Annotated in this window: 15 protein-coding genes and 4 pseudogenes; 3 read left to right on the forward strand and 16 right to left on the reverse strand. The window is 36.4% G+C overall.

Translation table 11 applies throughout. From position 1 onward, the window contains the following. Nucleotides 1-9: 9 nt before the first annotated feature. The 10 genes and pseudogenes from NMD99_RS04800 to NMD99_RS04850 all read right to left on the reverse strand — a co-directional run. Nucleotides 10-2,205: a hypothetical protein gene (locus NMD99_RS04800; protein ID WP_309165684.1), complete on the reverse strand. Its 2,196-nt coding sequence runs from the start codon at nucleotides 2,203-2,205 to the stop codon at nucleotides 10-12. Between the two features lie 34 nt (nucleotides 2,206-2,239). Beyond that, entirely contained in the window at nucleotides 2,240-2,437 is a 198-nt protein-coding gene (locus tag NMD99_RS04805; protein ID WP_253309710.1) for a hypothetical protein, read from the reverse strand. A 339-nt stretch (nucleotides 2,438-2,776) separates the two neighbouring features. After that, the gene (locus tag NMD99_RS04810) at nucleotides 2,777-2,956 is read right to left on the reverse strand and encodes a hypothetical protein (RefSeq protein WP_264687821.1); all 180 of its coding nucleotides are present in this window, start codon (nucleotides 2,954-2,956) and stop codon (nucleotides 2,777-2,779) included. Between the two features lie 141 nt (nucleotides 2,957-3,097). Beyond that, nucleotides 3,098-4,678 carry a hypothetical protein gene (locus NMD99_RS04815; RefSeq protein WP_309165686.1) on the reverse strand — a complete coding sequence of 527 codons (1,581 nt, stop codon included), beginning with the start codon at nucleotides 4,676-4,678 and terminating at the stop codon, nucleotides 3,098-3,100. Between the two features lie 614 nt (nucleotides 4,679-5,292). Next, nucleotides 5,293-7,479, reverse strand: coding sequence for an ankyrin repeat domain-containing protein (locus NMD99_RS04825; protein ID WP_265016692.1), 2,187 nt, complete (start codon nucleotides 7,477-7,479; stop codon nucleotides 5,293-5,295). A 195-nt stretch (nucleotides 7,480-7,674) separates the two neighbouring features. Next, nucleotides 7,675-9,588, reverse strand: a complete 1,914-nt coding sequence (gene uvrB / locus NMD99_RS04830; RefSeq protein ID WP_309165688.1) for an excinuclease ABC subunit UvrB — start codon at nucleotides 9,586-9,588, stop codon at nucleotides 7,675-7,677. A 128-nt stretch (nucleotides 9,589-9,716) separates the two neighbouring features. Next, nucleotides 9,717-10,612, reverse strand: a pseudogene (locus NMD99_RS04835) (transposase); the annotation flags it as partial. A gap of 83 nt (nucleotides 10,613-10,695) precedes the next feature. Then, on the reverse strand, nucleotides 10,696-11,661 hold the full coding sequence (locus NMD99_RS04840; protein WP_309165561.1) for an IS110 family RNA-guided transposase: 966 nt from the start codon (nucleotides 11,659-11,661) through the stop codon (nucleotides 10,696-10,698). Between the two features lie 215 nt (nucleotides 11,662-11,876). Next, nucleotides 11,877-12,321 (reverse strand): annotated as a pseudogene (locus NMD99_RS04845) (IS110 family transposase); the annotation flags it as partial. Between the two features lie 267 nt (nucleotides 12,322-12,588). Next, nucleotides 12,589-12,866, reverse strand: a pseudogene (locus NMD99_RS04850) (IS630-like element ISWpi10 family transposase); the annotation flags it as partial. Between the two features lie 75 nt (nucleotides 12,867-12,941). On the opposite strand from NMD99_RS04850, the gene NMD99_RS04855 reads away from it, so the two are divergent. Beyond that, a complete protein-coding gene (locus NMD99_RS04855; RefSeq protein ID WP_309165689.1) occupies nucleotides 12,942-13,445 on the forward strand; it encodes a hypothetical protein in 504 nt (167 codons plus the stop codon). A gap of 43 nt (nucleotides 13,446-13,488) precedes the next feature. On the opposite strand, the gene NMD99_RS04860 is transcribed toward NMD99_RS04855, so the two are convergent. Together NMD99_RS04860 and NMD99_RS04865 are read right to left on the reverse strand one after the other, a co-directional pair. Next, nucleotides 13,489-13,764: a type II toxin-antitoxin system RelE family toxin gene (locus tag NMD99_RS04860; protein ID WP_264687741.1), complete on the reverse strand. Its 276-nt coding sequence runs from the start codon at nucleotides 13,762-13,764 to the stop codon at nucleotides 13,489-13,491. After that, nucleotides 13,755-13,976 carry a hypothetical protein gene (locus NMD99_RS04865; protein WP_253309216.1) on the reverse strand — a complete coding sequence of 74 codons (222 nt, stop codon included), beginning with the start codon at nucleotides 13,974-13,976 and terminating at the stop codon, nucleotides 13,755-13,757. The genes NMD99_RS04860 and NMD99_RS04865 overlap by 10 nt, the downstream gene beginning before the upstream one ends. A 97-nt stretch (nucleotides 13,977-14,073) precedes the next feature. Here NMD99_RS04865 and NMD99_RS04870 point away from each other — a divergent pair, with 97 nt between their 5' ends. After that, the gene (locus NMD99_RS04870; protein ID WP_253309217.1) at nucleotides 14,074-14,895 is read left to right on the forward strand and encodes a hypothetical protein; all 822 of its coding nucleotides are present in this window, start codon (nucleotides 14,074-14,076) and stop codon (nucleotides 14,893-14,895) included. A 742-nt stretch (nucleotides 14,896-15,637) separates the two neighbouring features. Further along, nucleotides 15,638-18,484, forward strand: coding sequence for an ankyrin repeat domain-containing protein (locus tag NMD99_RS04875; protein ID WP_309165694.1), 2,847 nt, complete (start codon nucleotides 15,638-15,640; stop codon nucleotides 18,482-18,484). Nucleotides 18,485-18,556: 72 nt separating this feature from the next. Here the strand turns inward: NMD99_RS04875 and thyX are convergent, their stop codons facing one another. The 4 genes and pseudogenes from thyX to acpP form a co-directional block, all read right to left on the reverse strand. Continuing rightward, entirely contained in the window at nucleotides 18,557-19,411 is an 855-nt protein-coding gene (gene thyX / locus NMD99_RS04880) for an FAD-dependent thymidylate synthase (protein ID WP_265017404.1), read from the reverse strand. Between the two features lie 9 nt (nucleotides 19,412-19,420). After that, complete coding sequence (gene murA / locus NMD99_RS04885) at nucleotides 19,421-20,698, reverse strand: UDP-N-acetylglucosamine 1-carboxyvinyltransferase (RefSeq protein WP_264687745.1); 1,278 nt, start codon at nucleotides 20,696-20,698, stop codon at nucleotides 19,421-19,423. A gap of 122 nt (nucleotides 20,699-20,820) precedes the next feature. Then, nucleotides 20,821-22,087, reverse strand: a pseudogene (gene fabF / locus NMD99_RS04890) (beta-ketoacyl-ACP synthase II). 13 nt (nucleotides 22,088-22,100) lie between these two features. Continuing rightward, complete coding sequence (gene acpP, locus NMD99_RS04895; protein ID WP_341811841.1) at nucleotides 22,101-22,361, reverse strand: acyl carrier protein; 261 nt, start codon at nucleotides 22,359-22,361, stop codon at nucleotides 22,101-22,103. Between the last annotated feature and the right edge of the window lie 51 nt (nucleotides 22,362-22,412).

Raw genomic sequence — 22,412 nt, forward strand, 5'->3', positions numbered from 1 at the left:
AACCTAAATTTATTTCCCCAAAGCTTCTGACATATGCTTTACCTGTTGCGGATGTTTAAGCTCTGAAGAGACACTTCCCTTATGTGGCACAGCAGGAGAAGCCGATCCAATAGAACAAAAGCCACTATCTCTATTAACTTTTTCAGAACTAAGGTTATCAGATGACGGTAATTGTGCGTTTACACATCGCATTAAGTTCTCTTCTGGACTCTCGAAAGATTTTGTTATCTCGCATTTCCCCGAAGGAGTATGCGTCAAATATAAATGCTGCTCCTCCCCAGGGGAGAAAGAGTTGGAGTCTAGCTTCTTCTGCAGCTCAGGAGAAAGAAATGGGCGTAGTTCCTTCCTCTCGTCACTAGTAAGAGGTTTTAGTCCACCTGACGCACCTTCATGCGTAGGAGAAGTCACCCCTGAGGGTGGATTACTTTTTGCTTTTATTCTAGTTGGGAATGAAAAAAATGGCTTAGACACAGATGATTTTTCAGTTACATGATACACAAGATCACTTTTATCAGTAACTTGCTGTTTTTCAGGTTCCACACTAAAAATGCTCTCCTTACCTTTAACACTTGGAGAATCTGCAAAAACCCCAAGACTTGAGGACATTGAATCATTCCTTGTCGTAAGAAAAGAAGTCGATGATGGCAACCACCAAGTACTATTCCCTATTGACGTGCTTTCATTAGCACCTTTCCATGATAAACCACTAAATCCTGGTTCAGTAAATTGCATTGACGATATCCATTTATTTTCGGACGTGCCTTGTGATAAACAAGGGTTCGTTTGCTGAGTCCAATCACTAGTCCCTGCTGATCCACTTTCAGCAGCACCTACCTCAGCAGCGCCTACATTATGCGGCAGCACCCCTCGCCTGGGAAAACACGACTGTGGCTCCTGTATCTCTTCAAAGGATGATCTTGGATCGCTACTTGAAGAATGTGCAACAGAATCCTTAGGTTTCGGAGGTGAATTACTATCATAACCACTGTCTGTATCTTTTTTCCTTTGGTTGGGCGGTGTTCTTAGTCCACTCGGTCCTGCATGTATAGGAGAATTTACTGTTGAGGAGAATCGACTCGAGCCACGTCTCTTAAAATTTTCAGGATCCACTGCAAATTCAAAACGTCCGTTTCTTTCACTATATGCAATTGGAGACTGCATAATTTCAGGAAGTAACTGAGCAATTCTTTCATTAGAGATAGCATAAATTGGGTTTTCAGAATTAGTAATATCTGGATCTGCAGTCTTGCCTCTGATATCACTTATAAGATTTTGATATTTTATATTAATTTTGTACACATCCTTATGCTTTAAAAATTCAAGCTGACCACTATATCTTTCTGTTAAAGGTACAAGGACAAAATCATTACCATTCTCTATTTTCTTTTTGTCTGTAAAAATATCATAATCATAAGCGTTAATTGATTTCCCTGTCAATTTAAAAATAAAATCGCCAAGAACATCTTTAAAATTTTCGACTTTAGAATCTTCTGTGCCTGGAGTTCTAAAATCAAATGCTACTTCCTTTTTAACATATTCTGTTACACTCTTGATTACCTTATCGCTAACGTTTTTGACGTATAACATATCATCTTTATATTCGTAAAAGTCCGAGCTCTTCAGGCCACAGTTTTCTAACCTTGAGTTAAATTCTTTAATATATGCCTGCTTAAAAAATTCAAAAGTCTCTAAATCATATTCCCTCTCAAGGTATTCATCGCTAAAAGCTATACAGTACAAATAAGGCTTACCTATTGCTCCTGTTTTAACAGTTCCTTCCATCCATTCATATGCTTCTTCCTTAGTTATCCCTACTTCTTTTTGTAGACATGCAACCACTTTCGCTCCCACAGCCCTCTCAAACTCATTAGCAAAATGAACCTTCAAGTTACGAATCACTTCATTATTTGTAGAGCCTGCAAGCTTCACTTTCACTATGCCATTACCTAAATCCTCTTTATCAGGATTAGCACCTAGAACAAATGGGAAACAGTTTAAGTTATAATATCTACTTGCTACCTCAGTTCCACCAAGATAGTGCCGCTTTATTATCTCCTCTCCTATTCCTCGCAGATATTCTTTTGTATCAGTATTACTAGCAAATAAACCAACAATCTTTTTACCTTCTACAGTAAAATTAGTATTGATCTTATTACAAGTATAATTATTTAAATTAAACGCTTTAACCAGCTCTTTTATATCCATAACTACCTCTATTAAAAATTGTTAAGAAACAACACTACTTGCTTTTGCCTTTATCTTTACTACTACCGGCACTAGTAGCACTGCTACTACCCAGTTGTGTGTTAGGCTTACTGCTTTCACGTTGCCGCTCGTAGTTTTTATACTTATCAGGACCAATCCATTCTAACCTTTCACTTGGAATCCACGAACCATCAGGTTGAGGTCCTGATTTGCTTTTTTTATCATTTGGCATATTACCCTCCAGTAAAAATATTATGTAACTAATATACTAAAAATAAATTGTAGTGCAAGTACTTTTTTTATATTTTTTAGTATAAATTTTATTCACTCTTTTTTCATAAAACTTAAGTTTTCGAGATTCCGCTAACACGTAGCGGAATGACGAGCTGTCGACATCTATCTATATACCCCTGGATTCCAGTGTCACGCACTGGAATGACAAGTCATTGGCAACCCTAAGTTCCCTACGTCATACCGCGATTCATTCGCGGTATCTCAAGCATAGATTCCGCTAACACGTAGCGGAATGACGAACTGTCGACATCTATCTATATGCCCCTGGATTCCAGTGTCACGCGCTGGAATGACAAAAAGGAAGCACTGGCTCCTGGATTCCAGTGTCACGCACTGGAATGACATGGTGAGGCGTCATCCAAGTAGCTGATGCTGGTTCCATCCAAGAGGGTGTCATCCCAGTGCCCAGACACTGGGATCCAGTTTTTTTTCCATCAAAAACACTCCCTTCTAACATAAAACCATACACTTATCAAACCTAATGTACATCCTGGATTCCAGCGTCACGGGCTACCCTCCTTTGTCATCACAAATAACCCATAGGTGTCATCCAGTACTGGGATCCGGTGTTCTTTATCACATAAGTAGCTAGCACTAGCTATCTCGATAGTGTATTACCATTTCCTCTTGCTGCACGTTCATTCAATACATCAGTAACTTTTGACTTAGGATTTTCTTTAGCATCACTTGCAGAACTACGCTGAGCAGCACTAGATTTTCCATTATCAGTAGTTCCTGATGGAGCTTGCCAAGTATCAATTGGATAATCGTGTTTAATAGTGGCAGATTCTTTTCTTTGAGTGTTCCTTTCAGCAACTTTTTTTGCAAGCTTAGCGTAAGGGTCATACGTTTCCTGCTTATTAGTAGATTTGATTCCTTCCTTGTTAACACTATTAACATTACCATTTAGACGGCTTTCTGCGCAACTAGCAGACCCGCTTTTCTTCTCTTTATTATTGTTTCCTTGTTCATCAGCGGGCCGTCTAGCAGACTTGTTTTCCTTTCCATTATCAAGCTTGTTTCCTTGTCCATTAGTGGGCGGCGTGGTTCCTCTTCCATTAACACTAGTATTTGGACGCCTTTCTTCAAAATTAACATACTCGCTTGGCTTAGAATCAAGTTTTATCCCACTTGCCACAGGCTTCTTCTCTGGAACTTTCGGTGGACACACCTCTTTCTTCGGTTCCGCTTTTTCCTTTTCTTTGTCCACTTTTTCTGGTTTTTGTGAATTTTCATGAGATTTTCTTTCAAGCTCAGTAATACGCAATAGATGTTTCAAAGGATCTGACACAATTTCAAGTTCTGGCTTGCTCAGAACAACCGGCCTTACAAATCCGGGTGAAACTTCAAAAAGGGAAACTGGCACTTTAGGTTTTTCTCTTTCATCCACTTTTATTTCTTCACGAACTTCTTTATTTTCTTCCTTTAATGATGTTTTTTCTGCTTTTTTATCTTCTGCTTTAGTTGTTTCTTCTGTAGATGCCTCTACTATAGCTGCTAGCTCAACTCCAAAAATCTCTGCGAACATTGTAATAATCCATCCGGTAACGGCGAGCTGTAACTTGAGTTTCAGATCCTGCAAAAATTGTAGACGTTCGAGCACCCTTGCAAGCTCCTCTTCTGATAACTCACCACTGCCCAATTTCTCCTGCAATTCTTTTATCTCTTTGTCCAACCTCTGATCGAAACTTAAATCGCGTGCAAAAATCTTCTTGATTAACTCCTTAAGCTTCTCACGCAAAAACTTCATTATCGCAGCAATCAGGTTTTTTTCTTTCTTCTCCTTGAGCATTTGGTAGATTTTCGGATCATCTACATCTACTTCAAAGAGGTTGAAGAGAGGTTCAAAGAAACTCCAGAAATCTCCGAGTGGTTTTTCACAATCGAAGTAGCCCACGTCACCATCTTCGATATGTAGCTCTGCTTGAGATGATATTTCATCGATACAACTAGAAGCCTGACGCTCACACTCGAGCCTTCTGAGCAAATCTTGTCTGTCAAGCTTCTCTATGGCTGCTTTCAGTTCATTTAACTTCTGCTCCGCAGAGAAATCTTGCTCCCTGATTTTTCCTTGGAAGATTGAGCTACCGTTTTCGTTATTATCTGAAAAATTTTCCATTATTTTTGTCCCCTCAATAAAATTACTGTCTTTATTGTTACCTGAAAAGCTTTCCATCATTTTTACTCCCTTCATAAAACTTAATAATTTAATTCTACAGTACTAAACATTTAAGAAGTGTTAACGTAAAGATGTCAATAAAATTATTTATATTTTTACACTATGTATATTATATCATACGCCATTTAACCTTTCAATAATATTTTTTATTCTTGCTGCTTTTTCAAGCTCTAGCATGCGCTTTCCTTCTTATTAATGTTCACTTTTGCCTCTACCACCACTTTTTCTTGTAAAGTATTTGATATAAGTTTTATTATACTCTCTAGCATAACTTGTGCAACATATTGTATTCAGAGTGTATTGAACGAGCCTGAAAGGCTGATAAACGAGTATCAACAAAGACTGTCAGAAAGCAAAGATAAAGCTACGTTAGATATATCTTAGCCACTTAAGTAGGGTTGGGCCTGACCCTGAAAGCACTGGTGTTAGTTTTTCTCATCCATTGTAAATATTGTACCGTACTGTCCACCTGATCATCATAACGGGCTTCTGGGAACATTAAAATTTCGTACTCAAAGCCATACCGCTTGGTGCGGCAAAATAACCCTGCCAAATCGGAACAATTTTGAGTGAGCTTATTATTGTGTGGCACAATTTCAATAATGGGTAGATCGCTATTTGCCTTTAGCTCTTGTGTTAATTTGCTGCGAACAAGCTTGCGTAACATCAGTACGTGGAACATCCTTAATAGTCTCGATTGACTCTGTAGGTACATTACCATTTTTCTTAAAACCTTTCTCTTCTATAGCTTCCAGAACACTTTTTCCTCCCAAAAGACAGTTTTCTCCTAAACTTTTCTTCTCAGCTTTTAACTTGTTAAGCCTTTCTTCACTCTCATCATCAATTTCTACTTCTATTTTATTACTATCTTTCTCACTAGGACTTAGATAAATATTAATCTCTCCTGCCTCAGTGGTAAAAGACATTTTAATGCTACTTTCTAAGACATCTGTGTAATTTCTTTTTCCATCTTTTGTACCTTCAACTCTTACTATACTCTCCCCAACTTGAAGTATGCCGACTTTTAAATTTAAATCTTCAGCTTTGTTAAAGATTTTCACAGGTTCAATAATACTATCTTGTGAATATTTCACATAAAAACATACATTATCTATGTCTACCTCTTCTGGCTCCCCCTTTTGAGCTTGTCTATCTCTGCCTACAATACTTTCATATGCTATACTCTTTAGCTTGTCTTTAGTTTCTTTATATTTCTTAGAGAGATCATTTATATAATTAGATCCATAATTTTGTGCTAGCTCAGTATTACCGGAGAAAAATTTTTGTCTTGCTTTCCCACCTTTTAACAATAACTTGTTAGTGATGCTTTCTATGATGCCTGAAACTTTATCTTCGTTGCCGTCGTCTTGGTCGGCGATACCATCAGACTGCCTTTCACGCGCTCTGGTTTCATCGCGTGGTTTCACACGATTATTAAGAACACCTTCTATTTCTTCAAGTATTAAACTTGTTACAGTTTCTTTATCACCATTGTCATTTTCATTACCATTATTACAACTTGAATTCAACCTTATTCCTTTCTTCAAGTACTCATTTACTATTTTCTCAATACTTTCTAGAATACTTTCTTCAGATTCTTGTTTATTTTGTGCTGTTATACCTCTTATCTTCTCACAAAAATCTTTAATTAGCCCCTCTTCGCTTGTAGTTAATGGTATTTCTAGCTTCATCGAAAGTAAGTCTTCTAGAAAAAGATGATCACTTGAACTACAGCTCGAATCCTCGTCTTTCCGGTCACAATCACTCGGTTCAGTAGAAATTGTTTTATTATCGTCACCGGAGCTATACCCTGGATCATCACGAAGTGTCTGATCATCATTGTGCTTGTTAGGGTAATTACTAGAGTTATTTGTCAAATTCCCTTTATCTTTAGTAGGAACTGTTTTATTATCATCACCGGAGCCATTCCCTTCATTTTTACGAGAATCATCTGAATAATAGCCCTGATCCTTGTCTGGATCCGGATCACTTAATTTAGTACAAGTTGTTTCATCATTAGAACTACAACCTAAATCCTTCAAAGCTTGAAGGCAGTTATGTTCAGTAACATATTCAAATGGAGTCTTTCCACTTTGATCTTGCACATTTCGATCAGCTCCTGCTTTTAAAAGAAATCCTATACCGTCAGTATCGTTACGTTCAGCAACGTAATGTAACAGAGTTTTTCCATCTTGGTTTTGTACATTTGGATTAGCTCCTGCTTGTAGAAGAAACATTATACGTTGAATATAATCATTTAATATACCTCTATCGATTGCTAACCAACCTAAAATATCAGATAATCTTTTATCTAAGTAATGTGACAGAGTTTTTCCATATCGGTTTTGTGTATCTCGATTAGCTCCTGCTCCTAGAAGAAATATTATATGTTGAGCATAATTATCTAATAGACTTCTATCGATTGCTAACTCATTTAAAATGTCACGTAATTTTTCACTTGAGTAATCTGACAGAGTTTTTTCACCTTGGGTTCCTGTTGTATTTGGATCAGCTCCTGCTTGTAGAAGAAACATTATATATCGAGTATAATTGGAATTATCTAATAGATCGCTATTGCTTGCTAACTCATTTAAAATGTCACGTAATTTTTCACTTGAGTAATCTGACAGAGTTTTTTCACCTTGGGTTCCTGTTGTATTTGGATCAGCTCCTGCTCCTAGAAGAAACATTATATGTTGAATATAACCGGGATTATCTAATAGATTGATATCCTGTTCTAACTTATCTAAAATGTCACGTAATTGTTCATTTAATCCCTTGCTTGGTACCCCACCATTCATATTCTATAACCATTACTCACTAATTCTTTAGTGATTACCGTAATACATAGGTAAGTCAATAAAAAAATACACCTTTCCTTCTTCAGTTCTAAGAAATTGTCAAAAGTCTCAAAAAGATGAGTTAAAATAAAAAGAAGAATAGTGGAAGTTTAGTTGTTTACACTTTCATGCTATGCCCATAGCATCATATATTACTTAACCTTGCAATAATTTTTTTATTCTTGCTGCTTCTTCAAACTCTAAATTTTCAGCATGCTCTATCATTTGCTTTCTCAATTCATCCTTATTAGTATTTACTTTTGGTTCTGCTATTGCCCTCTCCTGTAAGGTGTTTGATATAGGTTTTATTATAGTCTTCGGGACAATATTGTGCAATATATTATGTTCTTCTTGTTTTTTTCTTCTTCTTTCAGTCTCTCTTAATGCACGATCTAAAGAACCAGTGATTTTATCTGCATACAAAATTACTCTACCTTCAGCATTACGTGCAGCACGACCGATCGTTTGAATGAGCGATGTTTCTGATCGCAAAAATCCTTCTTTATCAGCATCTAAAATTGCAACCAAACCACACTCTGGAATATCAAGACCTTCCCTAAGCAAGTTAACACCTACTAAAACGTCAATTTCTTTAGATCTTAATTTACATATAATTTCTATTCTCTCCAGCGCACCAATATCAGAATGCAAATAACTCACTCTCATATTTAATTCACTCATATATTCAGCTAAATTTTCAGCCATTTTTTTTGTCAGTGTAGTGATTAAAACACAAAATCCCTTTCCTATTGTCACTTGTGCCTCATGAATTACATCATCAATTTGACTCTCTATTGGTTTCACAATGCAGATTGGGTCTGTAAGCCCTGTTGGACGGATAACTTGCTCTATAAATACATTATTGGTCTTTGCCAACTCATACTTTCCAGGAGTAGCTGAAATGTAAATAGTCTGCGGCCTAACTTTCTCCCATTCTTCAAATTTTAATGGACGATTATCAAAAGCGGAAGGGAGCCTGAAGCCATAGTCAATCAATTTCTTTTTACGCGCCTCATTACCACTGTACATTGCACCAATCTGAGGAACGGTGACATGACTCTCATCAACAAATAAAATTACGTCTTTGGGTAAATATTCAAACAAAGTAGGCGGTGGATCCCCAGCTTCCATTCCATAGAGATAACGCGAATAATTTTCAATACCTTTACATATTCCTGTTGTCCTCATCATTTCAATATCAAAATTAGTGCGTTGCTCGAGGCGCTTTGCTTCAACAATCTTGTTTTGCAAGTAGTAATAATCCAAGCATTCATGCAGCTCTTTTTTGATTAGCTCAACTGTCTGCAACAGAGTCTCACGTGATGTAATGTGATAGCTGTTTGGAAAAATGGTGATTGTATTTAGGCTTTTGGTAATATTACTCGTTATAGCATCAATTTCAGAAATTTCTTCTATTTCATCACCAAGCAGCGATAAACGCCAAGCTTTATTTTCATAATAGGCAGGAAATATATCGATAATATCGCCACGCACTCTGAAATATCCTCTCTCAAACCTGGTATCAGAGCGCTTGTATTGGAGATCAGCTAAGTTACTCAAGAAATCATTAACATGAATTTTATCTCCAACACTTAAAGATATAGTCATGCTGCGGTAGCTTTCAGGCGAACCAAGACCGTATATGCAAGAAACACTGGCAACTACGATCGTGTCCCTGCGCTCCAAGAGGGAGCAGACGGCAGAATAACGCAGCATGTCAATTCTGTCGTTGATTGCAGAGTCTTTTTCGATATAAGTATCAGTTTGCGGCAAATAAGCTTCGGGCTGATAGTAATCATAATAAGAAATGAAATATCCAACAGCATTATTGGGAAATAATCCTTTCATTTCCTCATAAAGTTGTGCTGCTAAGGTTTTATTGTGTGCCATGATCAGCGCAGGTCTGTTTGTCCTTGCTATAACATTTGCCATAGTGAAAGTTTTCCCAGAACCAGTAACCCCAAGTAAAATTTGGTCTCTTTTATTGCTATTTAGCCCCGCAATTAAACTATCGATTGCCTGCGGTTGATCTCCAGCGGGTTGAAAATGTGTAGTGATTTGAAATTTCATAGACTTTACTTACTATCTTTGATTCATTGCATAGTGAACACTATATTGCTTTTAAGATAAGTTGTATAGCTATAAACTTTCCGTAAAGCCATAAAACATTAACCAACAATAGACTTCTCCTAAGAAACTCACTCAACTAACTCTTCTTGTTGAACTAATATGTAGCCAAATTCGCTCGCTTTTTTGATCAAATTTTTTACAGTTCTATCTTTATAGCGTGTTTCATAGTATTCCATTCCTTTTTCTACATATTCCTGTCCGTATTTGAGCATACTATAAAATATGCATGCCATTTTTCTTGCAGTAGCTGTTATTGCTTTTGGTGCTCCTAGTCGTTTTTTCAATCTTCTGTAGTATGCACCCAACGCACTTTTACTATTTCCTACAGAATGAGCAGCTATTCGCAAAGCATTCGCAGCACGGTTAATGACTTTACGTGTTCTTGTGTTAAACACTTTTTCCCCTGTAACTTTATTAGCAGGACTGAGTCCCAACCACGACGAAAAGTGCTTTTCTGTTGGCCATTTACTATGGTTTATACCAACTTCTGAAATTATGGTTTGTATACTTAATACATCAAATCCAGGAATTTTAGTGAAATCCATACCAGTTATTCGGTGCAGTTCCTCATACAAAGCAAAGCTTGGCTTACTTTTGCTATTTTTATTCTTTTGCTTACTTAGCTGTTTGCTTTCACAAGACTTTGTTTCAAACGTTTTATAATAGGCTTCAATATTTCTATCACATTCTGCTATTTTTTCTTGATAAATATTATATAATTCAAATTCTTGCTTTAGCGTGAATAAGTGTTCCTCTCTATAGTCACCAGCTAACGCTTTTGCAATAGTAGACTGATCATTTTTCATTCGCACGTCCCTGAATTCTGCTAATTTTTCAGAATCTCTTTCGCCTTCAATTATAGCTTCAATGATTTTCATACCAGTTATCCCAGTAATATGACTAATAACCTTGTGAATTGTATATTCATTTGAATTAATGCCTTCTGCATACGCAGCAGTTGTGTTAAAAGTCAATAGAAAAATTGATGTAGCTGTGAATAAGTACTTAAAATTTGTGTGGGCGTACTTATTCACAGCTATGCTATTGCTATATAGAAGCAGTTTTAGGGCTATACTCCTCAGTAAACAGTCTACCGTCTCTTACTAAAGAGTTAGCAAGGATAAGTAATTTTCTCATTGCAGCAGTAGAGGTAACTTTATATGGTTTTTTATATTGATTGTATAGCCTATCAAAGAAGATTTTTATATAAGAATTGTACCTTTGCGCACTAAGAATGCACATATGTAAAACCTTTCTAATTTGTGATCTACCACCCTGAATACACCTTTTTCCCTTACTAAAACCACTATCTCGATTAAAAGGTGCAACTCCGGAAAGGCTGGATATTTCTTTATGTTGGAGAGTTCCAAGCTCGGGTAGATAACAAATAAAAGTAATAGCTGTTATTGCACCTACACCAGGTATACTAGTTATTGACATATACTTTTTTTTAAGCTCTTGATTTTTATCGACTAATTCCATTATCTCATCTTCTAAGACTTGAATTTGATTTTGTAAAACTGCAAGTAGCTCTTCCATTTGTTTGATTATAGATAAATCGGTTACTTGATGAGCTTGGGTTTTTTGTATTTTTGCTATTTCTACTAGTTGATTCCTGCGAGATAATTTTTGCTTCAAACAGTCAATACTACTAACTTTTAAAGGAGTGACACGCATGTCTGTATTACTAACATAACGTGAGATGATGCTACAGTCTATTTTATCAGTTTTAGTAGCAATACCAAGGCTTTTTGCATAGTCTCTTACCCATCTTGGTTGAATGACATATACTTCAAAACCATGTCTTAATAAAGTATAAGCACATAATTTTTCGTATCCACCCGTTGCTTCAAGTCCAACTTTGGTTACGTTATGTAAACGCAAAAAGTCAAGTATTTGATCAATAGCTTGAACGTTATTTTCAAATACTTTATGATGTCCAAGTGGATGAATATGGATATCTAGTTTATTTTTGCTAATATCAATGCCAGTAATAATATTTGATAAATTCATAATCCCTCCATAAATAATGTGTATACTGCATTTTCCACCCTTATATACGAGCCTAAAAGCTCAACCAGTTGTTCGGAACTTTCAGTATAATAAACCAGAGAGGAGAACCTTGCTGCAAAACGGTCCTTATGACCAAGAATATGTACGGTTCCTCCTCTCTGCGTGTCTTTATACCGCTATTTCGTAACATTTATAAAGACTTGTTTTTAACATATAAGAATATGTGTAGATGCACTTTCAGTGAGATTTTTGCGTTGCCGCACGTAACTGCGCAATACACACATCTGATTATCTGGCCTAAACGATCCATGAAGCAGTCCGTAGCTATGCAGTTGTTGGAGCCATTGGCAATCTTGAACGTCAGACTTCCTACCAGGTACATTCTTTACATGCCGTGCATTTTACCTCGAATTTGTATGACTCAAGTATTTGAAATAAAGGAATCCAGTATACTCCTGTTGATTCCATAGCTACTGTTGTAACTTTACACTTTTTCAACCACTGTGCTAAGTTATGAAGGTCTTCAGTAAAGCAGCCAAATTTCTGAACGCGTTGTTCATCTCTTCCTTCAGGTACACACACATAGTGTACAGCTGAACCAATGTCTATTCCTGCTGCATTAGGATTCACTATTTCTAATTTACTTTTTGCTTTTTTCATGGTAACTCCTACATATAATTTGTAATAGGGAAACGCTTCAGCTTGGAACGGTTGATAGTACAATCTCCTAACCGAGGTAGTCTAAATGACTCCATCAATGATTTGACCGTTCCTTCCAAAACCATGCTTGCATACGGGCACTTAGGCACCATTGAAAATGTCGGTCATAACTGCAGAGGCGCTCCCTGTACAACTATACTTGAAAACTACTAAAAACTTAAATTTGTGTGTTTCTTTCTGATTTGACAGATTTCGTCTGTTCGATGCTTGTATCCATGCTTCAACTTGTTCAAGTTGGCTTTGGTTCAATATAGTTTTTCTACGGCGTTGAGGTGGAGCAAATAATTTTTCTTCTCTGCCAAATTTTAGGTCATGCAGTAAGTGCCTTTCTTGAAATGCAACATATTTTTGCTACGGCTGTTATACTATGCTTTTTTGCTGCAATTACAGCATTTAGTTTTTTTGCAACATATGCATTATTTCTTACTTTCTTCAGCATTTCTTTTGCTCACTTTTTCATCCAATAATTTTGATCTTAATGCCATTTAAACCTCGCTATTTTACTTACTCCAGTATGGCTTTTTTCCATTGTTGTCTATCCGTTACTTGTATAGCGGGAATTGGTATTAGGAGATTTATTTGACTTTCTTTTTGGTAGTTCTAAAGCTAATCGCCAATTTGAAAATAATATCGGAGTACAAAAAGAATTGTATGGTCGGTACAATAAATTCATGGATAGTCCTGGGGGCTTAGGAAAAGATGGTCCAGGAGGATTTATTAATCAAATAGCATCGCAATATCAAGGCAATCCTTACCAGCAGTTTATTAGCAATCAAATGATTGGCAACCAATTAAGAGCAAGTAGGCTTGATCAATCAAGCTATGGTCTATCTAAAGTTGCAAGTTTAAACTCTGAACTTGCGTCGCGTGGCTTGAATGACTTTATCGGTTCATCTTTAGGAGGGCTGCAAAGTCTTATCGGAGCACATGGACTTGGTGCACAAATTGGTCAAAATCTAGGTGGTGGTTACACTTCTTACGGAAAATCTTTAAATGATCGTTGGATAGCTATGAATCAAATGTTAGATAATTTTGGTCAGGTTGCGGGTAAGGCTGCAATATAGCCAACTACAGCATTTTATTTTTTCAATAAAGAAAAGAATGTACTTATCTCTTGTAAATAGTATCTCTATGTCCTATCTCTGTGATAACCACTGTACGTTCTGATTGATCTACCCTGTAGACCACGCGATAGTCACCTACTCTTAACCTTCTGAGCCCTTTTAAGCTATGATGTAGTGGTTCACCAAGATTTATTGGATCGACTGTAAGTCGTTCTTTTATAGCCTTTTGAACTCTTAGCCTTATTGTCTTTGGAAGATTTGGTAAATCCCTTTCAGTAACGCTCTTTAGAGACTTAATTTTATAACGTTCTAGTCCCACTTAATATCTTCAAAATCAACTGTTTCTGCGCCTTCAACATCACGCTCATCAGAAATTTTAGACACTAAAAAATCCTCGATTTCAAGCTCAATTGCTTCTTTGAGTAGTTTCTCTGCTAATTCTTGAGCAGGCTGCTTAGTGAGCTCAGCTAGCTCGGCAAGGTGCAGTAAAGTTTCTTTACTGAGAACTATATTAGCGTTTAAGTCTGCCATAAGTTTTACCAAAATCTACTACTGTAACAATTTTACAACATTTTTTTTAATTTTTCAATAAATTAGTGTATGCTGGAATTAGTTTAAAGGATGAAAAATGCTATCTCAGGAGGATATTATTTTATGCCGCAAAGATTTTGGTTTCTTTGCGTTTCAAGGCATGCTGCGAGTGTTTAATATCAGATTAAATTTAAAAAGAAAAGATGGCAGCAAAAACTATTTGTGGGTGCTGTTCAGCAGCATTAATCGCTTGGTGTTTGAAAAAGCACACAGTCAATGGTGGAACATACCACCACGCTGTGCTAAGACAACACTGGGTTTTATATTTCATGTGGCGTTTGCCCTCGGTAATAATCCAAGGGCAAAGTTTATGTATATTACGCACCAAAGAGATTTGATGCGTGAAAAAATCAATGAACTGCACATTGTCCTTGAGTCTCCATTTTACCGTCAAGTCTTTCCAAACGTAAAAGTAGTTGGTCGCAAAAGTACGCGAGTAATTAGAACTAAAGAAGGAGGTTTTGTTAATGGCTTTTCAATATCAGGGCATGTAACAGGTACAGGAGCTGGGGATAGTTCTCTTGATTTTGATGAAGGTCGAAAGTACGGTGGTTGCATTATCCTTGATGATTTACATGATGCAAGCTGCGCTTATAGTCGGGTATCGCTGATCAGTGCCTGTCAAAAGTTTGAACAATGCATAACTTCAAGGCGTAATACTGCTGATACGCCATTTTTAGTGATTGGTCAAAGGATCAGTGTTTACGACATATTTGGTTATTTAGAGAAAAAATCAGAGCGACAGTTTGAGAAGATCATAATACCTGCAGTACTTGAAGATGGCACGAGTATTGATGAGAATAGATTGCCAATGCAGGAACTTAGGATCAAGGAAAAAGCAGATACCGTCACGGAATAATTAACCGTCATACCGCGATTCATTCGCGGTATCTCTTAGCATAGATCCCGCTAACACGTAGCGGGATGACGATTGTCGATGAACCTAAGTTACTTTAGCTATAAACATTAAGAAATTTACTAAACGAAGAAAAAAGGCAAAAGAAACCCCGTTGGTGGTTGGCTATTTACTATGTACTAAAATATCGGCGTTTTTTTATTCTAAAACGCTTGATTAAGAGCGATTTAGCTGCTTTTAACTTGCAACTAACCTAAATTATAAACGTTAAGAAATTTACTGAGCGGAAAAAAAGGCAAAGAAACCCCGTAGTAGCTAGCATTCAAATTCTCCCTTGTCAATTTGACGTTTTTTGCTGTCTTAAACGCTTTGTAAGCGCGTTTCGGCTTTTATAGGTAAAAACCCAGAAATTTTTAAAGACATGCGATGCACGTAGTGCGAAAAATTAAACATGAGACGCCAAATACCCTAAGTTTTTTGTCATTAACCTGCACAGATTGCGAAGATAAATAAATAGCTTCAGTTTCATGATAAGGGGGCTGGCGGAGTTTGTAAAGTAATTTTTCGTAGCTCTCATGACTTAAAAAGCTGGATTCCAGCTTCACGCGCTGAAATGACAGATTACTGTTACCTTATCTAGATACAGAAAAAAAAATCTTAATACTTAACACATTTTTCATAGTACACACCGTATGATTGATAAATAAAATAATGAATAGATTTACATAATGTTTGGAGGCTACCAATGGTCAACGACAAGATTACTTTGAACTTTGAGATAGAAAAAGGCGAACCTATAGATCGATACTACTTTTCTGCACGTATGAGGCTTACAGATGAAAGCAAAAATCTTTTGCGTGAGAAGCTTGGCAGTACAATTCAATTCGATAACCTAGATGATCACTTCAATCTTAACCATGAGAATTTTTATATCTACTACAATAAATATAGTGAGCACAATGGTAGAAGTGAGCTATACGTTAGGGATGATAACGGTAGATATTTAACTTCCAATCTTCCACTTAATCACTATGGATTCTCAATGGAACTATCATCTGATGGGGCGTCAATAGCAGATTATGGCTTTTATCCTCTTTATGCAATCTATAACCCAAATCACTATGATAAGGCAAAGGAAAAAGTATTTGATGATCACGGTGAATTGTCACCAATTGCATCAAATATGTTAGATAATTTTTTAAGCAACACAAATAGCTTAACCACACAAGAGATGTTTTTACAGTTGCAAAATGGAGCTACTGAAAAAGAGGAGAAATTGATAAGAGAGAAAAGACAAGCAGAAGAAGAATTAGATCAAAAGAATGAGAAATTAAAGGAGTTCATAGAAAAAGGTGAAATTACCTTGTTTAAAGTGGTAAAAGGTAATGACGTAGGTAACGGGCGTTCAGAAGTAGTTTTACAGTTTACTGCAGAAGGTAAGGGGACAAATGAAATTACCCTTGATTCCGAAAAATTCTATATAGCAGATTATGAAGATAGTGAATTCTTGCATTGTGTTAGCTCTGATTATGACATGCTACTTGATTATGAAAATTTATTTTTCGCGCTCAATCAAAGCTTCTACTCAGACTTTGAAAGTGGGTTTTATTCAGCAGACAGCACTGATCCCTATAATTACGCTAAATATTCAAAGGAACCATATTTGAGTGGTGATCAGCTATCTGAAAAATTATCTCATGAGTTGGAGAAAGATAGTAACCAGATAGATGCAGAAGTTATGTTTAGTGATCAACCTATGAACGAAGAAGTTACAGTGAAAAGTGAAGTCAAATCTAGAAAGAAAAGGGCAGTTGAAGAAGATAATGCAGAAGATACTATAGGAAACATAAATGAAACAAATGAGGTAACCGGTGCGACGCGTTTGCACTCTGCTTCTTTATCAGGGGATTTGAATGAAGTTATCGAACTTGTAGAACATAGCGCAAATATTGACGCGAAAGATAAAGCCGGACAAACACCGCTACATCATGCTATTAAATCAGGAAATACAGAAATAGCAAAATATCTTATCGATCAAGGTGCAAATCTCAATTCTCAAGATATTTATTACGAAGGAACTGATTACTCTTGTTTTAAGACACCTTTGCACTATGCCATAAAATCGGGAAACATGGAAATAGTTGAATACTTAGTGGAACATGGTGCAAATCCTAATATTCCAGATGCTCACAATCTCAGGCCGCTCGACTATGCTATAAAGAACACAGCTTTAGTAAAATATCTTGTGGACAATGGTGCAGATATTAATGTACGTAATCCGATATTCCATTTTGTTAAGCTAGGTGACCTGGATATGGTGGAATATTTAGCTCAACATGGTGCAGATCTTAATGTCAAAAACACCTCTGCTCAAACACTACTACATTATGCTATTGAACTCAAACATACAGAGATAGCTAAATACTTAATAGATCACAATGTAGATATTAATACTCGAGATATTAGTTCTGGTAAATCTCCATTACATTTTGCTATGAGTATAAAAAACATGGAAGTGGCTAAATATCTAATAAAGCATGGTGCAGATGTTAATGTTAAAGATAGTTACGGTTTAGCACCTTTACACTTTGCTGTTAATTTAGGAAATCAAGAGATATTAGAATATTTAATAAAGAATAATGCAAATATTGAGGTTCGAGATAGTGAAGGCTGGACACCACTTATTCATGCAGTAAGGCATGGGCAATTGGACAAAGTAAAGTACCTGATAGAGAATGGAGCTGATGTTGATATTTGTGGTAATGAAGGATGGACGCTATTTGAGCATGCTGAACAATGGATAGATGATAGAAGAATATTAAAGGATGTAATCAATAATGATAGAAAATATGCAGATGCTGCAAGTTGGGAAAAGACTGGAAAAGATATGCTTGATTACCTTAAGGGAGTTACAAAAAATACTATACAGGAAGAAGAATCTAACTATATAGATCAAATGCAAGCAGATGATAGCAGCAGTTATGTTGAAGATCAACCAGCTTTGCAAAGCAATCGTGACGGTTATGCTGACATGGAAAAAGCTCTGCAGGAGAAATTGCATGGAGATGAAATACGCAAGCAAAGTAATGAGAAAGCTCAAAAAGATATGGAAACAAGAAAAGTCACTGTGGAAACTGACAGTAGCAATAATAAAATTGAAAAACAAGCAAAACCAATAGAAGACGAACAAGAAACTGTTATGGCAAGTGTGATAGAAAATATGGATAAAAATTCTGATAGTGAAGCAGAAGATTCTAACAGTATTGCAAATGCACAACATCCCTTAAAAATAAGGACAGGAAGTCCTCTTGAGGTGGGAAAGTATGAGGTGGAGCTGCAAGTGACATATGATGATATAAAGAATTTTTATGATACCGTACGTGGTAAATATCATGCTGGTGATGGATATAACTACGAGCAAGTAATGGTTTTATATAATGAAATTGTTAGGCCAGCATCGCAGCATTATGATAAACCATTTACCCTGCCTAAGGCATACATAACAGATGGTCATCTATTTGTTCAAAATAAAGATTTTGGAACTTTGGATGATTTTAATGAGATGTTCTATAGAAGTGATGAGTTAATGTGATGTAAAAAGCAAGATTCAATTTGGTGAACGAGAGTTAACTGACAGAGGAGATTGACACGTATGCCTTTATCTTTAAGATTGTTTATCAAGTATAGACATCAGCTCGTCCCATTCTCTTTTACCAATATTACTTTCTTCTCTAGTAACGTTTTCCCCTTTAATTAATTTGCGAATTATTTCTAGACCAGTTCTTGAAATACAAGCTGATTCTAGGCAATATTCAACAAAGGCATTGTAGGCCAATGGGACCCATTTTTTTATTATATCCAGCATAACTTCTGCATAAACTCTGATTTCATATTGGGCATGCTTATCAGCTCTAAGCTTCAAAAAATGAAGGAGGTTATGCAGATCTATTTTCCAATAAAATTGCGTGTAGTAATTAAGCGTTAGATTAGTTCGGGCAATTTCTCTTGCAAGCCCCTGCTCAATAAATTTTTCATAATGAGAATATACTAAATTAGAGTCGTTTGTTAGAGAATCTATTATTTCCTTTGAGGTATCCGGATCAAAAGCTTCACCGCTACCTTGTTTATTATTATCAGATTGTTTTGCAATCTGTTCTGGTTTTGGTATATAAAATTCATTGTCAAGTATTGAATATCTTGCCGAATATTCATTCACATTTGCAGTTCTATGCCTTATCCATTGCCTTGCAACAAAAATTGGAAGTTTCACGTGAAACTTAATTTCACACATTTCAAATGGAGTTGTATGATGATGTCTCATTAAATACTTTATAAGTGCTTCATCCTGACTTATCTGTTTTGTTCCCTTGCCATAAGAAACACGAGCAGCTTGAACTATAGCGCTATCAGAGCCCATATAATCCACTACTCGAATAAATCCATGGTCTAATACCTTATGTTCTTCATATAAGATTTCATCTATTTCTTTTACTGTAGTTCGTTTAGTTGCTTCATTCATAAAATATCCTCAAGATGAAATGGAAATATCAGCTCCACATGAATTGAGTTTTTCGTGCATTGCTTCATATCCTCTCCATAAATGATGCGAATTATTTATTGTAGTTTCTCCACCAGCTACCAAAGAAGCAAGTACCAAAGCTGCTGTTGACCTTAAGTCAGTGGCACACAGATTAGCTCCAGATAAGCTTTTTATTCCACTTATAGTAGCTTTGCTTTTCTCGATGCTGATATTAGCGCCTAACTTTCTCAATTCATCTGCATGTGCAAATCTGTTTTCAAAAATGTTCTCTTCAATTACTGATATCCCATCAGCGATGCACATTGCAGACATCAGTTGTGGTTGCATATCACTGGGAAAGTTGGGGTATGGATCTGTTGCAATGTTAGCAGACCTAATAGAGCAATTTTTTCTGGAAATCATAACCCCCTCATTATATAGTTCAACATTAGCCCCTATAGCCTTCAATTCATTCACAATACATCTTATATCAGATAGACTTATTCCTTCTAACTCCAACTTACCACCGGTTATTATAGCAGCTAGTGCATAGGTGCCTGCTTCTATGCGATCTGGTATTATTTTATGAACACATCCATTTAATTCTTCAACTCCTGTTATTGTGATCCTTGTATCACTAATCTCAATATTAGCACCCATTTTCTTTAGGAACTCTATTAAATCAAGAACTTCCGGCTCCGTTGCAGCATTGTTTATTATTGTCACTCCTTCTGCAAGTGTTGCTGCCATTATTACATTTTCTGTTGCACCAACGCTTATTTTCTCAAGTATAACTTCTTTTCCTTGTAGCTTTCCTTTCACTGTTGCAATTATATTACAGCCTTCAACTTCAATTTTAGCTCCCATTTCTTCTAATGCTTTGATATGCATATCAACGGGACGCTTTCCGATATTGCATCCACCAGGAAAGACTGTTGTGATTTTACCAAATCTACTGAGAATTGGACCTAGCATTAAAAGAGATGCTCGCAGCTTACTTGCAGTTTCGTGTGACATTACGTGATTGTTGATATTACTGCAATCAATTTCCAAAGTATGATTTGCTTTATAATCTTTATTGCGTGTAAAATTCACTTTCGCTCCAAGACTCTCAAGCAGCTTAGACATTAGATGCACATCAATTAAATCAGGTACATTATGCAAAATTACCGAGAAGCTACTCAATAGACTTGCTGCCATTATTGGTAAAACAGCATTTTTTGAGCCATTAATCTTGATTTTTCCGACCAGAGGTTTATGGTTACTACTTACTAATATTTTGTGCATTTAATTAAGCTAGATCTTACCAAATAAGTATAGTAAATCGACAGTAAAAGGCAAATTACAGATAATATAGCTATCACAGATCATAATGTTCGTACATTTTAGCTATTTAGCAGCAAAATTGATTACACTTGTCCAAAGATGAGCGATGCATTAGTGCCACCAAAACCAAACGAATTAGAAAGTGCATATTGAATTTTATGCTCCTGAGCTTTAAACGGTACAAAATTTAAATCACATCCTTCTGAAGGTTTATGTAAATTTAAGGTTGGCGGAATAATTCCATTATTTAACGCAAGAATACTGAATATTGCTTCAACGCTCCCTGCAGCACCAAGTAAATGTCCTATAGAAGATTTAGTTGAAGAAACAGGTATTTTATAAACGTAGTCACCAAATAACTGTTTCATTGCTATTACTTCAATTTTATCTCCAAGTGGCGTTGAAGTTCCATGTGCATTGATATATCCTACTTGATTTGGATTAATTTGCGCACTTTTTAAGGCAAGCTGCATTGCCTTAAATGCGCCTCTTCCTTCTGGATGTGGTGCTGTAATGTGGTGCGCATCTCCTGTGAGTCCGTACCCAACCAGTTCTGCATGTATTTTTGCCCCCTTTTTTTGCATGTTCGTATTCCTCCAGCACCAATATACCTGCTCCTTCACCCATAACAAAACCATCGCGTTCTGCATCCCATGGCCTTGAAGCTTCTTCCGGTTTATCATTGAATTTAGTTGATAATGCCTTCATAGACGCAAAACCTGCAATTCCAACTCTACACAGTGCACTTTCTGCTCCACCTGCAATCATAATATCCGCTTCACCAAGTTTTATAGTTCTTGCTGAATTTATGATTGCATGCGCACCTGTTGCACATGCGGTTACTGCTGAATCGTTTGGACCTGTAAATTCGTATTTAATAGAAATATGGCCAGATATCAAATTTATTAGACTTGCAGGGACAAAAAATGGACTGACACGTCTGGGCCCTTTTTCCTGCATGGTAATAACATTTTCCTGAATTGACGGAAGACCACCTATACCAGAGCCAATAGTTACGCCAACACGTTCTCTATCTACTTTTGAATCTTCTAAAGATGAATCTTCCACAGCTTGAATCGCTGCTGCAATGCCGTAATGAATAAAACGATCCGTTCTTTTTAGATCTTTTTCAAAAATATAACCTACAGGATTAAAGTAATTCTCAATGTTATCGGATTGCACAGGCACCTGCCCTGCAACCTTGCAAGCAAGATCAGAAGAGTCAAATCTATCTGTATTGATTGCTTTTATGCCAGACTCGCCTTTTATCAGCCTTGACCAAGTGTTGTCAACATCTGCCGCTAGTGGAGTGATTAAACCAACACCAGTGACTACTACTCTTCTGCTCATTTAACACTAACTATTAGCCTTTTTTACTATTAATGTACTCAACTATTTGCTCCATAGTTTCCATTTTTTGTGCGTCTTCATCTGGAATTTCTATTCCGAACTCTTCTTCTGCTGCCATGATGATTTCAACTGCATCTAAACTGTCTGCACCATGCTCCGAAAGCTTTGAAGAGCTGTTGAATTTCTCTACATCCTTACTAATGTGCTCTAGTATAATCTTTTTCACTTTCTCTTCTATGTCTTCTCTAGTGCTCTTTGCTAGTTCGCTATTCACATTTCTTACCAAAAAAATAACCTATTCTTTGATGTTATAAAAAATTTTTAT

This window comes from Wolbachia endosymbiont of Listronotus oregonensis, assembly GCF_031205055.1.
GTDB lineage: Bacteria > Pseudomonadota > Alphaproteobacteria > Rickettsiales > Anaplasmataceae > Wolbachia.

Coding starts and splice junctions, on each gene's coding strand:
- NMD99_RS04840 (WP_309165561.1), bottom strand. CDS start 11,661: ATGAATTTATCAAATATTATTACTGGCATTGATATTAGCAAAAATAAA.
- NMD99_RS04815 (WP_309165686.1), bottom strand. CDS start 4,678: ATGATGGAAAGCTTTTCAGGTAACAATAAAGACAGTAATTTTATTGAG.
- NMD99_RS04810 (WP_264687821.1), bottom strand. CDS start 2,956: ATGTTAGAAGGGAGTGTTTTTGATGGAAAAAAAACTGGATCCCAGTGT.
- murA (WP_264687745.1), bottom strand. CDS start 20,698: ATGCACAAAATATTAGTAAGTAGTAACCATAAACCTCTGGTCGGAAAA.
- NMD99_RS04865 (WP_253309216.1), bottom strand. CDS start 13,976: ATGGCAGACTTAAACGCTAATATAGTTCTCAGTAAAGAAACTTTACTG.
- NMD99_RS04800 (WP_309165684.1), bottom strand. CDS start 2,205: ATGGATATAAAAGAGCTGGTTAAAGCGTTTAATTTAAATAATTATACT.
- thyX (WP_265017404.1), bottom strand. CDS start 19,411: ATGAATGAAGCAACTAAACGAACTACAGTAAAAGAAATAGATGAAATC.
- uvrB (WP_309165688.1), bottom strand. CDS start 9,588: ATGAAATTTCAAATCACTACACATTTTCAACCCGCTGGAGATCAACCG.
- NMD99_RS04825 (WP_265016692.1), bottom strand. CDS start 7,479: ATGAATGGTGGGGTACCAAGCAAGGGATTAAATGAACAATTACGTGAC.
- NMD99_RS04875 (WP_309165694.1), top strand. CDS start 15,638: ATGGTCAACGACAAGATTACTTTGAACTTTGAGATAGAAAAAGGCGAA.
- NMD99_RS04805 (WP_253309710.1), bottom strand. CDS start 2,437: ATGCCAAATGATAAAAAAAGCAAATCAGGACCTCAACCTGATGGTTCG.
- NMD99_RS04870 (WP_253309217.1), top strand. CDS start 14,074: ATGCTATCTCAGGAGGATATTATTTTATGCCGCAAAGATTTTGGTTTC.